The sequence below is a fragment of the Psychrobacter sp. JCM 18903 genome, from assembly GCF_000586475.1.
In the GTDB taxonomy this organism is placed as follows: Bacteria; Pseudomonadota; Gammaproteobacteria; order Pseudomonadales; family Moraxellaceae; genus Psychrobacter.
Window position 1 is genome coordinate 291,021 of the sequence record NZ_BAWJ01000002.1, and the last position, 12,600, is coordinate 303,620.

A 12,600-nucleotide genomic window follows, 5' to 3' on the forward strand; every position below is an offset into this window, starting at 1 on the left:
GAAGTGATGGTTGGTGTCTCAGCATTGGCACGTGATCCTGTATTCACCGACCACTGCATTCCTATCTGGTTGGGCGTATCATCAAAGCTTAGGGTCACTTCAGAATCAGACGTCAGCCATATTGAGCAATACCAGAGATCCAACCACTGTGAGTATCATCTTCACTAATTTGCGAATGACCCAAACCACCACCATGCCATCTAGGGGACGCGCCGCCTTGTAAGTTATGTCGATTAGATAAGCCTGCATCACGAGTGGTGATGTCTTTGTCATCGATATCGCCCATACCGATACCGTCATAAAGCGACCTGCTAATCACAGGACTGTCGATATCGCCATACCAATGGTTAAGCAGCACCGACTGTCCCAGCCTTGGCGCAAACTGCCAACCATGCGTGCTACCCGATGACAGCTGCAATGAGCGCAGTGGCGGGGTAGTGCCGTCATTGTGAGGGCTGATACCTGACCAGACAGGCGTAGTAATAGTTTGCTGTAGATTGTCAGTGCTGACACTTGAGTCATAGCTGGGGGAAGCTGATAAACCTGTGTCACCAGTACGAGCTTGGGCGAGACCCGTGTAAGTGCTACTGGCAAAGGATAAAGAACTGGGATAAGGGCAATAAGGAATAGCAGCGTCAAGTAACGTCGCTGATACCCAAACCCCAGTATCGCGGGCGATGTCAAAACCATGATCGGGTATTGAAAAGTGATTGTGATTCATTGCATGACAGCGCATATGCTGAGCAGTGCGCTGTAACCACTGTTTGATAAATATTTGATGATGGTATGAAACGCTATCGTTGTCAGGCTCAATACCGATTAAGGTAACCGCGATACAATGCGTCGATAAGCTGCCAATAGAGGGTAGGTTGTTAATACTCACTGGGCTACCGACACTTAGACCACGCAGGGCACCAGTCGCTTGATAAGTTTCGCGCTGACAGTGATTGGCAGATGTCCATTGCTGTGCAAGATGAGCGGCGGCATCATCGCTGTGCACGCGAGACGGCGCACCAATTAATACCGTCGTGGCATCTGTCGCAAGCGGTGACTCATCTACCGCTTGACCTTCATAAATAGTATCTGCCGCCAACCCATCTGCTCGTACTATTACCCTATCACTGCCAAGTTGCTGCGACCTCATTTGTAGCGTATTGACACTATCTTGACCTGATTGTACGGATGACTGAGCATAACTATAGGTCAGCGGTATGAGCTCGCCTGTGTCTAAACCATCAACCAACCACCACGTGCCAAGCTCATCAACGGAATTCCCTGACACCCATAAAGTCGATATACCAATATCAGCGAGCAGACCAGTAACAAATTCATAGTCGCTGACATCCGACTGTATACGCATGGATAAAGGTGCCGATAAACGTGCGGATGATTCATCATCTGATGACAAAAGAGACTCAGATATTTGCCAATTTAAATCGTAATCACTAAGGATGAGGGTAACAATATCGAGCGTCGATTGATTGATAAAACTGCGGGTATGTATCGACTGTGCCAACTGCCAATCGGGGCTAACAACTTCTAAAGTATAAAAGTGCATCGCGCCATCAGATTGCTGATAACGGATGCCGCGTATCAGCCCAGTACGACAGCTAGCGGTACGATCAGCGGAAAACGTGGTTAAGCATATCGGAGCATTGATTAATGATAAACAAGCGTTCGATTCGATAAAATTATAACTAAACACTAGTATGTCAATATTGTCAGATTGATTAATGCCGCTTGCACCGCAAAACGAAACAGGGTAAAAGGTGTTTATCGTTGGATTATCAGTATGAACGGTAATATTATGTAGACGATTGGTCTTAGAAGGCATAAGAAGGGTACCGTTACTGCGTATTTTATACCAAGAAAATGGCTTGAATGGGTGATTTACTAAATTATTTATTAAGAAAAGTATAGAGTTTATTGAAATATTGTCAAGTATATGTATAATCAACCTCATTGATTTTTTATGATTAATGAACTTTAGTTATATTTATTTCTTTTAAAAAATCTATCCTTTTATATTTTTAGTGATGATCCTGTTGTTATGAATCCTATTTATCGTACTAAACTTGCCACCGCAGGTCTGCTATCAGTCTTACTTAGCGCGTCTTTATTGACAGCGGGTTGTGGCACCACTGCTCAGAAAAATGTACAAACCACGGTCAGCAAACCGATAGTGAAGCAGTTGAGTGAGCCTTCGCTTGCCTATTTGTCAAACGGCAATCAACTTAGCAGTGAAGCGTGGATGACTATTGCCAAAAATAACTACGACGCAAAACGCTATGCACGGGCATTGAGAGCGGCTAATGAGGCTCTAAGCGTTGATAATGAAAGACTTGATGCACGTCAGCTTGCCATGCTTTCAGCAGTTAAAGTGATGGAAAGTAATATTGATGCTTATCACGATAATAGTTTGATGAATAGTAGTGATAAGGCAACACTGAATGAAACGCTCACCAATATCACCACTTTAGTTAACGCGTCTAATTAAAATAATGTTGAGCAGGCACATGTATTTATCTCACACCAATAATGGCGAGCACCGACTTACAATGACCAGTATCAGAAGCAATATTAGAGTCAGTTTTACGCTATCCAAAGCGTTTTTGGCAGGTCTGTTCATCATGGGTTCAGCAATGACTACCGCCATAGTGAGCTTGTCATACAAGAAAAAGACCCCGGTTCTAGCATCATAAATCAATTTTCGGCACTCAAAAATGCTGATGCAAAATCACCGCAACTGCATCAACTGGTCACGGATTTGAATCAAAGAGTATCTCGTAACCCTAATGACTCGCTAGCATGGGAGATTTTGGCGCAGATTTATTCTAACAATGGCTATCATGCTTATGCTGTTTACGCAGCCAGTGAAGCCATTGATCTGGGTCAAGGCACTGCTAAGCTAAAAAAGATACTACTCAATAGCAGCGCTATCGTCTCCCAAAGCCAGCTGCAGTCAGATTATCTCACTGATGAAGTGGACGCAGCGTTTTTGAAGGAGTATCAGTACGCTTTAAGTAAAATATATGGTGATATCTATGGTTTCAATTACGACGAGTCTTTGCCGAAACCACCAGCGCCAGTCGTCAAGCCTAGAAGCGGTAGATCAGGCACTAAATCAAAACCTCAGCCCCACGTGTCTGTAAAAAAAGCATCGAAGCCTATTAAGAAAAAACCAGCCGTAAAAAAACCGCCACGACCACCAAAAGTTAAGCCTGTTACTAAACCTTCACCTACCAAAAAAAGTAACGCCGAATCGACTGATCCATTCAGTATATTGCGTTCAAACTAGACATTGCTGAGGTAACTTATTATGGCAAAGCAAGACAGTGTACAAAAGAAACTCGCAAAAGTACGTGCGCCTCGGGTGCATCTGACTTATGACGTTGAAGTAGGCGATGCGATCGAAACCAAGGAAATTCCTTTTGTCGTTGGCGTTTTGGGAGAGTTTTCAGGAGATTCCACCCTTGAACAACCACGCTTTAAGGACAAAAAGTTTGTCGAAGTGGACTTGGATACCTTTGATGAGGTGATGTCAGGTCTAGCACCGCGTGCGACCTTTCGAGTAGGCAATGACTTAAGTGATAAAGGTGGCGAATTCGCGGTTGATTTGGCATTTAATAGTATCAACGATTTTCGTCCTGAAGCGGTTGCTGATCAAATTGAGCCACTAAAGCAATTGGTACAAGCACGAGATCGCTTAGCAGATTTACGCAACAAAATATCAGCCAACGAAAAACTTGAAGACCTATTAGATGACGTGCTTAAAAATACTGAGCAAGTCAAAAAAATGGCGGAACAAAATCAAACCGACGGTGAGGATTAAACGATGAGTGCCCAAGCCCAGCAAAATCTAGCACCTGATGCGTTAAATAATGATAGTTACGACTTACTCGAAGAAATCGTCAATAAAAGTAACGTTGCCAAGTCTGATGACGAAAAAAATCGTGCCAAGTCGCAAATTGCAGAGCTTGCCAATGAAGTCATGCAAGGCACCGTAACGTTGTCAGATAATTTGGCTGCATCGATTGACGCGCGTATTGCCCAAATTGACGCATTGATCTCCAAGCAGCTGACCACCGTCATGCACGCGCCCGAGTTTCAAAAGTTAGAGTCCAGCTGGCGTGGCTTGCATTATTTATGTAGCCAGACTCCGTCGGAATCCATGCTAAAGATTCGTATGATGAATACTACGAAGCGCGAACTGACTAAAGATTTTCAATCGTCAATTGATTTTGATCAAAGCACGCTGTTTAAGAAAATATACGAAGAAGAGTTCGGTAGCTTCGGTGGTGAACCTTATGCCGCTATCGTTGGTGACTTTGAATTTACTCGCCAAAACTCAGACATGTATCTGCTTGAGCAATTGTCTCATGTTGCGGCCGCTTCTCATGCACCTTTTGTGTCGGCGGCTTCCGCCGAAATGTTTGGTCTCGACTCCTTTACCGACATTGGTCGCCCGCGAGATTTGTCAAAGATATTTGAAACCGCTGAATATATACGCTGGCGCGCGTTCAGACAGTCAGAAGATGCGCGATATGTTGCGTTAACCGTGCCTAGCTTTTTAGGTCGTCTACCTTACGATCCTAAAGATGGCACGGTGGTTGAAGGATTTAATTTTACGGAAGAAGTTTCTGGTAATAATCATGACGATTATCTATGGGTGAACGCAGCTTATGCGTTCGCTTCACGCTTGACGGCGGCTTTTTCTGACTATCGTTGGTGTGCTGCTATTCGCGGCGTTGAGGGTGGTGGCTTGGTTGAAGGGTTACCTGTTCATACTTTTAAGACTGACGAAGGGGATTTGGCACTTAAGTGTCCAACGGAAATCTCTATCACCGATCGCCGAGAAAAAGAGTTGAGCGACTTAGGATTTATCCCGTTAGTCCATTGCAAAAATACCAATTACGCTGCTTTTTTTGGGGCGCAATCCGTGCAAAAAGCCAAAACTTATCAAAACGATGATGCCAATGCCAATGCTGCGCTATCGACGCAGATCCAATACATTATGGCGGTGTCACGTATTGCCCATTACCTAAAAGCAATGATGCGCGATAAGGTAGGTAGCTTCTTAGCACCTGGTAATGTTGAGTCGTTTTTAAATGACTGGATTTCTCGTTATGTCTTGCTAGATGACGGCGCCTCACAAGAAGCAAAAGCCCAGTACCCACTGCGCGAAGCTTCTGTACAAGTTGTAGAAGTGCCGGGTAAGCCTGGTGTCTACAAGTCCGTGGTCTTTTTGAGACCACACTTTCAACTTGACGAATTGTCTGTTTCTTTGCGTCTGGTCACTCAACTGCCGCAATCTAGCAACAGCTAATCGTTTATTAAAAACTAACGTGAAATTTAAATTTTAAAAAAGGTATGTGATATGAAAGATATTTATATTCAGTTCCGCGGTAAATATAAAATTGATGGCGAGTCTCGTGATAGCGAGCATAAAGGTTGGCTTGAAGTAAATACTTGGGATCACTTGATCCGTCAGCCAAAATCAGCGACAGCAAGTAGCGTTGGTGGTCATACTTCTGAGCGTTGTGAGCATGCTGACATGACGTTTATGAAAGACTTGGACTCGACCAGCCCTAAACTATGGGAAGCGTGTTCTGCTGGTTATACTTTTGATGAGATTCAAATTGATTTTTATCGTGCCAACGGTGACAAACGCGTTAAATATCTTGAAGTAAAACTTAAGCATGCGCTGATCGCAAGTGTCGAGCCAACGGTACGTTCTGAAGGCGTACCAATCGAAAAAGTCGGTATCAAGTATGCCGCTGTTGAGTGGACTTATACTCAGCAAGATATCGATGGTACTGCTAAAGGCGCTGTGACTAAAAAATGGTCACTAGCTAATAACACTGCTACTTATACCGCCTAATTTAGGTTGTATCAGGTGTCATCTATTGTGTCGTACCGAAAAAGAAAGGTTTATATCTAGGCCTTTCTTTTTTGTTTGTTAAATAGGAATGATTATATCAATGAATTACGCCACTAACGCCTCTAACAAAGAAATTGGCTTTCGCCCAAATTTGTTTGAACAGTTATTTGATGATCAGCCTCGTCATTTGTCGCATGAGCTCGTGGTTCGTCGTCTTAATATCGATGAGCTAAAGTCTTCGGTCGCACGAGACCTTGAAGCTTTATTAAATACGCGCTGTGTGGTGTCTAGTAGATTGCAAAAGTATCAGCATGTGCGCTCATCAATATTGAATTTTGGCATATTGGATTTTGTGGGACTCAGCAGTGCCAATCCTACTGACTGTGATTATATCTGTCGCCAAATCGCCCAAACAGTCGAGCAGCAAGATACCCGACTAAAAAACGTTCGCGTCTCGTTAGATATTGGCGCTGTTGATGTCAATCAACTGTGTTTTTCCATTGAAGCGTTATTAAAGGTTTATCCAGCACAAGAGCTGGTCAGCTTCGATGCGTTCTTTGAGCCAAGCTCTCAGCGTTACTTAATAAAATAATCATTATCCAATCAATTAAATAACCACTACTACCGCTCAATTTATACAGTTAGCAGCGATCAATATATTGAGGCGTCATGGACAGTTTACTTCCTTACTTTGAGCATGAGCTTAGCCTGTTTAATAAGCAGTCAAAAGAGTTTGCCAAAAAATATCCCAAAATAGCCAATCGGTTGTTGATGGGGCACGATACCGTCGATGATCCGCATATAGAGCGGTTGATACAGGCTTTTTCGCTGATCAGTGCACGTATCAATAAAAAATTGGACAATTCATACGCTGATTTTACCGAATCGCTATTAGAAGTCGTTTATCCCGATTATCTCAAACCTTTTCCATCGGTCTCTATTGCACAGTTCAATCTAGGCGTACAGGGCAATGCGATGAGCGAGGCAGTCTTAGTCCCTAAAAATAGTGCGTTCGCCAGCCAAAAAATAAATGGCACGCCTTGCCAGTTTCAGTCAACCCAAGATGTGAGCTTGCTGCCGCTACAGATAGATAGCGTCGACTTTGAAACTCGTCAAGAGGTGTATGACAATCAGCATGGACTGCTGAATGGTTGTATCAGCATTAAGTTCAAAGGTCTTAATCCAAGCTTTGATTATCAGGCATTATTAAACCACTCGTTAGATTTGTATATAGACGAGGACGCCAGTCAGGGCACCAGTCTATGGGACTTGCTAGGGTGTGATGTCAAGCAAACGCATCTGCATGGTAGGCAGGTCAATAAGATAACGGGCAGTCCGTTTGAGATTATAGGCTTCGATCCTGAGCAGCAAATTCTTCCGAGCCATCGAGTGAGTAATGCTGCTTCTGCCTTATTAAAAGAATACTTCTATTTCCCTGAAAAATTCAACTTTTTACGCCTGAATCTTGGTAAGGTTTGTCCAAATTTAAAGATCGATAGCAATAGCTTTGAGATTCGCTGTTATTTTAAGTTTGATAAAAAAATACCATCCGCCTAAAAAACTTGCAGCAGCTCAGTGCCAGCAGTATTAAATTGTTTTGCACGCCCGTCGTCAATTTATTCAAGGCGGCTGCTAAGCCTATTCAAGTGACCCATCGTTCGATCTATTACGATTTGGTGCCTGATACTCGTGCGCTGTTTCAACATGAAATCTATGAGGTTAATAAAGTCATAGAGTCGAAGCAAAGCGACAATCGTTTGATACAACGTGAATATCATCCGTTTTATGCGCTCAATCACTATGAGCAGCAAGATGATGGTCGTTATTATCATATCAAACGTGATAAGGATATGGCTGAGTTCAAGCAGGGTTTTGAATATCAGATTATGTTTGTAGAAAAAAATCGCGAAGATTTAGCCGGCGCGGTGAGCATGAGTGCGTCTTTATTGTGTACCAATAGAGATTTGCCGGCTCAAGTGGTATTCGGTCAAAGCCGTGGCGATTTGTTTAGCGAAGGGATGTCGGGGTTTAGCAGTCTGTCGTTATTGAAGCAGCCAACTCGGACTGCAAGGTTTGACTATACCGGTGAAGAGCGTTGGCGCTTGATATCGCTGATTAGCTTAAACTTTTTATCGCTTGCCGCCCAAGATGCTGAGCTGATGAAAGAATATTTATCGCTGTATGATATTACGCAATCTGCCTCTAACAAATTGTTGGTTGAAGGTATTGTGTCTGTCGAAACCAGTATCGAAGCTCGACGTATTCAGCGCTTGCCACAGCCTGGTTTTGTGCGCGGTACACTGATCAATATTCAAATCAACCAAAAGAATTTTGCTGGAGTGAGTATCCGCCAGTTTGCCCATTTATTGGCGCATGTGTTTGGCTATCACGCCAGCTTAAATAGCTTTGTTGAAGTGTCCATTAGTGATGCCATTACTAAAGAGGAGATATACAGATGTCAGCCACGCAGCGGTCTCAGTCCTCTTATTTAACGGATCTCATGGCGGCGCCGCAATCTTATGAGTTATTACAAGCACTACGTTTGGTTCGTCATGAAGTCAGTATGGGACATGCACCTATTGAGGTACGTTATCGTGCCTCGTTGTCATTGGCCTATCCGCAAGCAGAAATTGAGTCGATGGCGCTCATTGTTCAGGACAATATGGAAGATAGTGGCAGTTCAGTAAAGGATGATCAAGTAAAAACCAGTTCATTAAATACCAGACAGATAGAGGTTTATCCAGCAGTTATCGGATTGACTGGCCCGTTGTCAGCCTTGCCAGCGATGTATACCGACCATCTAGCCTCGCGAGTCAATCATGCAAAAGATAAGGCAGCACCAGCATTTTTAGATTTATTTAACCATCGATTGACGGATTTGTACGTGCAAGCGAGTTGGTTTTATAACTTGCCATTACAGTATGAGATAAATAATAAAAAAGACAACTATCTACTGAGCTTGCGGGCATTGGCGCGTCAGCCGAAGAAGCTAACCGCCATCGATAGCTTGATTGCCTATGCTGGCATGATCGCCCCAGGACGCCTGACAGCCGATCAGTTGTCACATGTACTGTCGCATTTTTTAGATAGCACCGTCAGTGTCGAGCAATTCGTACCGGAGTGGTTTGATCTACCAGCCAGTGAACAGACAGCACTTGGTGGTCAGCACGCTGCCCTTGGGTTGTCCGCATTTTGCGGTGCGCGCGTCGTACAGTTTGATAGCAAGATTAGAATTGTGTTTCATCAGTTGGATGCCAAACGCTATTTAAGACTGTTACCAGCAGGGGATATGTATCAAGTCATTATTGATTTTATCCGTAAATGGTGCGGTGTTTGCTTGGCGGTCGAGATGCAACTCGAGTTAGACAAGCAATACATCACCCCGTTGTCATTATCAGAGAGCAGTTTTGGTGGTTTGGGTCAGGGTGGGTTTTTGATATCGCAGCCTGCGACGCAGCATCATGATGACACTCGCTATGCGCTGCCGATTCAGTAGAAAGGTATTACTAAAAAAACACGGTTAATAGTTGTATATAAGCAGTTTTAAAGTGAATCAACTATAAATTGCTTGTTTACTAATAATGCTCAATAGCTGCTCTAATTTTGTATATCAGTTTTATATTGCCGTTTAATAAAAATAATTTTATACCATTCACAGAAATTAGAGTGGCAAGGAAAACGAGTGAAAGTACTACGCCTTGTAGGCTAAGCGAGTTTGACACAGCTAATCTTACTTTTTGGGTTTGGTATTAAGTCTAATAAGAATGCTAAAGGAAACGATTTATGAGCCAGTTAAAAGCTGTAATTACCCGCTTAAGCCCAAGCTGTCGACAGTGTTTGCAGCAGGCTGCTAGGCTTTGTATTAATAATGGGCATCGTGAAGTCGATACGGTTCATTTACTACACGAACTGATTGCGACGCCGCACAATGATGTGGCTCAAATACTTAAATTTAATAAGATAAATCAGCAGGCATTGCTAGCTGACATAACTGATTTGCTCAGTACCTTTGGTCAGGCTACAGGTTCAACGCCAGTGTTTAGTCAAGGTTTGATGGCGTTACTAGAAGATGCGTGGGAGCTAGCCAGTAGCCAGTATAATCAAAGTGCTGATAATAACAGTCCACTAGAAATCCGCTCTGGTCATATATTGCTGGTGCTATTGGCGTATGAGCGTTATCAGCCATTGCTTAAAACCCTCCCTGAGCCACTACAGTATATCGACCGCTTTACCCTAAAAGATGATTATGAGCGTCAATGTCTCGGTAGTACTGAGGGTAGTGGATCAAGCAGTAATAAAATTACCAATAGTAAAGGCGTCAATAAGGGTGCTGATGATGGTGCGAATAGTGCAGACAATGATATTAACAATCAAGAATCTTTAGACACTAAGCAAACTGAAGCTAAGCCAACCCCTGCGTTGGATAAATATACTTATGACTTAACGGCAAAAGCCAGCGCTGAGCAAATAGATCCAGTCATCGGCCGTGAGTTTGAAATTCATCAGTTGATCGATATTTTGATTCGTCGTCGTCAAAATAACCCTATCTTGACGGGTGAGGCTGGCGTCGGTAAAACAGCAGTGGTAGAAGGCTTGGCGCAAAAGATAGTCGCCGGTCAAGTTCCTGATCAACTCAAAGGCGTGACGATACGTAGTCTTGACATGGGCTTGCTGCAAGCAGGGGCAAGCGTCAAAGGGGAGTTTGAGAACCGTCTCAAGCAAGTCATTGAAGAAGTGCAAGCGTCGGTACAGCCGATTATCCTATTCATTGATGAAGCGCATACTTTGATTGGTGCTGGTGGACAAGCGGGTCAGAACGACGCGGCGAACTTACTGAAGCCAGCGCTGGCTCGTGGTGAGCTAAGAACCATTGCGGCGACGACATGGTCAGAATATAAGAAATACTTCGAAAAAGACGCAGCATTGTCACGCCGCTTTCAAGTGGTCAAAGTCGATGAGCCTGATATTGAGACAGCAGTAGCGATGATTCGTGGGTTGAGTGCAAGATGCAGGATCATTTTGGCATATTAATCGATGACGATGCGCTACAAGCGGCGGTTGAGCTATCCGCACGTTATATCAGCGATAGGCAGCTGCCTGATAAAGCGGTCAGTGTATTAGATACGGCGGCGGCACGGGTGAGCTTATCTAAGACCGCCATACCCAATCAACTTGACAGATTAAACGCCAAAGGGTTGCAGTTAGAGCAGCATATCAATAATCTCAGTCAGCAGCTCGAGCGTATCGGCGGCGTCGATGAAAAAGAAAAGGTTAGCCAAAAAATTGCCGTGCTTGATGAGCAGCGCCAAGCCAATCAGCAAAGCATTGCTGATATGACCAACCGCTGGCACGAACAGCGTCAGCTTAATGACCAGCTTGACGCGCTCAATCAACAATTGAGTGGCAAGGCAGATAATGCCTTTAATACAAAGATGCTTAGTGCAAAAGAGCGCTTAGACAAACAAGCTGAGTACCAAAATATCGAGCAGTCATTAAAAAAAATACAAGAGACGCATCGCCTTATCCATCCTGTATTGGATCGTCAGGTCATCAAGCAGATCATCTCAGATTGGACAGGGATTCCACTGACCGATATGGCAGGAAATGAAAAAGACCATATCTTGGGTTTGGCTGACACCTTGCAATCGCGAGTCATTGGTCAAGACCATTCGGTGGCTGCTATCGTCAAGCGTATTCATACGGCGAAAGCACGCCTAGACGATCCCAATCGTCCGCAAGGCGTGTTTATGCTAGTCGGGCCAAGTGGTGTGGGCAAGACTGAAACCGCGTTGGCGCTATCAGAGGTGTTGTACGGTGGTGAGCGTAATCTTATTACGATTAACCTATCAGAGTATCAAGAAGCGCATAGCGTTGCCTCGTTAAAAGGCTCGCCTCCAGGTTATGTTGGCTATGGTGAAGGTGGTGTATTAACCGAAGCGATTCGCCGTCGTCCTTATAGCGTACTCTTACTTGATGAAGTAGAAAAAGCCCATCCAGACGTATTAGATTTGTTTTATCAAGTCTTTGATAAAGGGGTGATGGAAGACAGTGAAGGGCGTTTAATTGATTTCAAAAACACGCTTATTTTATTGACCAGTAATGTTGGTTCGTCTGCGATTATGCAGCATGTATCAATACAGATCCAGCCGTTACTGACTTTAGCCTGCCAGACAGTGATAGCCTAAAACAAGTCATTAATCCGCATTTGTATAAAGCCTTTAAGCCCGCGTTTTTGGGACGCTTAACGGTCATTCCTTATTATCCATTAACGGATGATGCGCTAGCAGAAATTATTCGCCTTAAGCTGGATAAAATCACTGGCCGTATTCGTGACAATTATGATGTGCCTTGTGTCATTGATGATGAGGTGATTGAGCTGATTTTATCGCGTTGTCATGAGGTGGATTCTGGTGCACGTAACGCCGATGCGATTATCAGCCATACCTTGCTGCCGCAGCTGGCAGGTCAGCTGCTGGCTCATGATGACAGTCAAAGTGTGTTAAAGAAAATTACCGTATTCGTCGATGCGGACGATAATTTTGCCTACCGTCTGGATAATGATGCGGTTGTGGCGCTCAATCAAATGGCGCAATACAGCGAAGATGAAACTGAATATCAAGTTGAGGATCAAGTTAAGGAACCACCAAGCAAACCCCTTTCAGCTAAAAAGTCTGCCATTAAAAAGTCGACAGTGAAAAAAGCCATTAGTAAAAAGTCTA

Annotated in this window: 12 protein-coding genes and 2 pseudogenes; 13 read left to right on the plus strand and 1 reads right to left on the minus strand. The window is 43.9% G+C overall.

The annotated features are described in order from the left end of the window. Positions 1–112: 112 nt before the first annotated feature. Entirely contained in the window at positions 113–1,834 is a 1,722-nt protein-coding gene (locus TT12_RS02735; protein WP_045451921.1) for a contractile injection system protein, VgrG/Pvc8 family, read from the minus strand. A gap of 216 nt (positions 1,835–2,050) precedes the next feature. Between TT12_RS02735 and TT12_RS02740 the strand changes: the two genes are divergently transcribed. The 13 genes and pseudogenes from TT12_RS02740 to TT12_RS16305 all read left to right on the plus strand — a co-directional run. Further along, entirely contained in the window at positions 2,051–2,497 is a 447-nt protein-coding gene (locus TT12_RS02740) for a hypothetical protein (RefSeq protein WP_045451924.1), read from the plus strand. A 270-nt stretch (positions 2,498–2,767) separates the two neighbouring features. After that, positions 2,768–3,298 (plus strand): tetratricopeptide repeat protein, encoded by a 531-nt coding sequence (locus TT12_RS02745; protein WP_207803971.1) that lies wholly within the window; start codon positions 2,768–2,770, stop codon positions 3,296–3,298. Positions 3,299–3,319: 21 nt separating this feature from the next. After that, positions 3,320–3,832, plus strand: coding sequence for a type VI secretion system contractile sheath small subunit (tssB, locus tag TT12_RS02750; protein WP_045451928.1), 513 nt, complete (start codon positions 3,320–3,322; stop codon positions 3,830–3,832). Positions 3,833–3,835: 3 nt separating this feature from the next. Continuing rightward, entirely contained in the window at positions 3,836–5,326 is a 1,491-nt protein-coding gene (gene tssC, locus TT12_RS02755; RefSeq protein WP_045451930.1) for a type VI secretion system contractile sheath large subunit, read from the plus strand. A gap of 51 nt (positions 5,327–5,377) precedes the next feature. Continuing rightward, positions 5,378–5,881, plus strand: coding sequence for an Hcp family type VI secretion system effector (locus TT12_RS02760; protein WP_025651832.1), 504 nt, complete (start codon positions 5,378–5,380; stop codon positions 5,879–5,881). A 100-nt stretch (positions 5,882–5,981) separates the two neighbouring features. Beyond that, the gene (gene tssE / locus TT12_RS02765; protein WP_045451932.1) at positions 5,982–6,473 is read left to right on the plus strand and encodes a type VI secretion system baseplate subunit TssE; all 492 of its coding nucleotides are present in this window, start codon (positions 5,982–5,984) and stop codon (positions 6,471–6,473) included. Positions 6,474–6,550: 77 nt separating this feature from the next. Further along, positions 6,551–7,438 (plus strand): type VI secretion system baseplate subunit TssF, encoded by an 888-nt coding sequence (tssF, locus tag TT12_RS18160; RefSeq protein WP_045451933.1) that lies wholly within the window; start codon positions 6,551–6,553, stop codon positions 7,436–7,438. 5 nt (positions 7,439–7,443) lie between these two features. Beyond that, positions 7,444–8,373, plus strand: a complete 930-nt coding sequence (tssF, locus tag TT12_RS18165; protein WP_045451936.1) for a type VI secretion system baseplate subunit TssF — start codon at positions 7,444–7,446, stop codon at positions 8,371–8,373. Beyond that, complete coding sequence (gene tssG / locus TT12_RS02780) at positions 8,337–9,377, plus strand: type VI secretion system baseplate subunit TssG (RefSeq protein ID WP_201605276.1); 1,041 nt, start codon at positions 8,337–8,339, stop codon at positions 9,375–9,377. The genes tssF (TT12_RS18165) and tssG overlap by 37 nt, the downstream gene beginning before the upstream one ends. A 287-nt stretch (positions 9,378–9,664) precedes the next feature. After that, positions 9,665–9,913: pseudogene (locus tag TT12_RS19250) on the plus strand (Clp protease N-terminal domain-containing protein); the annotation flags it as partial. 363 nt (positions 9,914–10,276) lie between these two features. Beyond that, a pseudogene (locus tag TT12_RS19255) lies at positions 10,277–11,070 on the plus strand (AAA family ATPase); the annotation flags it as partial. 144 nt (positions 11,071–11,214) lie between these two features. Then, positions 11,215–12,066, plus strand: a complete 852-nt coding sequence (locus tag TT12_RS16300) for an AAA family ATPase (RefSeq protein WP_502685161.1) — start codon at positions 11,215–11,217, stop codon at positions 12,064–12,066. 47 nt (positions 12,067–12,113) lie between these two features. Further along, the coding region (locus TT12_RS16305) for a ClpB D2-like domain containing protein (protein ID WP_502685159.1) at positions 12,114–12,600 on the plus strand (487 nt) is incomplete at its 3' end.

Bases quoted from the DNA above. Each gene is read 5' to 3' on its own strand.
- TT12_RS02735 (WP_045451921.1), bottom strand. From the start codon at position 1,834: ATGCCTTCTAAGACCAATCGTCTACATAATATTACCGTTCATACTGAT.
- TT12_RS16300 (WP_502685161.1), top strand. From the start codon at position 11,215: ATGACCAACCGCTGGCACGAACAGCGTCAGCTTAATGACCAGCTTGAC.
- tssE (WP_045451932.1), top strand. From the start codon at position 5,982: ATGAATTACGCCACTAACGCCTCTAACAAAGAAATTGGCTTTCGCCCA.
- tssG (WP_201605276.1), top strand. From the start codon at position 8,337: ATGTCAGCCACGCAGCGGTCTCAGTCCTCTTATTTAACGGATCTCATG.
- tssC (WP_045451930.1), top strand. From the start codon at position 3,836: ATGAGTGCCCAAGCCCAGCAAAATCTAGCACCTGATGCGTTAAATAAT.
- tssB (WP_045451928.1), top strand. From the start codon at position 3,320: ATGGCAAAGCAAGACAGTGTACAAAAGAAACTCGCAAAAGTACGTGCG.
- TT12_RS02760 (WP_025651832.1), top strand. From the start codon at position 5,378: ATGAAAGATATTTATATTCAGTTCCGCGGTAAATATAAAATTGATGGC.
- tssF (WP_045451933.1), top strand. From the start codon at position 6,551: ATGGACAGTTTACTTCCTTACTTTGAGCATGAGCTTAGCCTGTTTAAT.
- TT12_RS02740 (WP_045451924.1), top strand. From the start codon at position 2,051: ATGAATCCTATTTATCGTACTAAACTTGCCACCGCAGGTCTGCTATCA.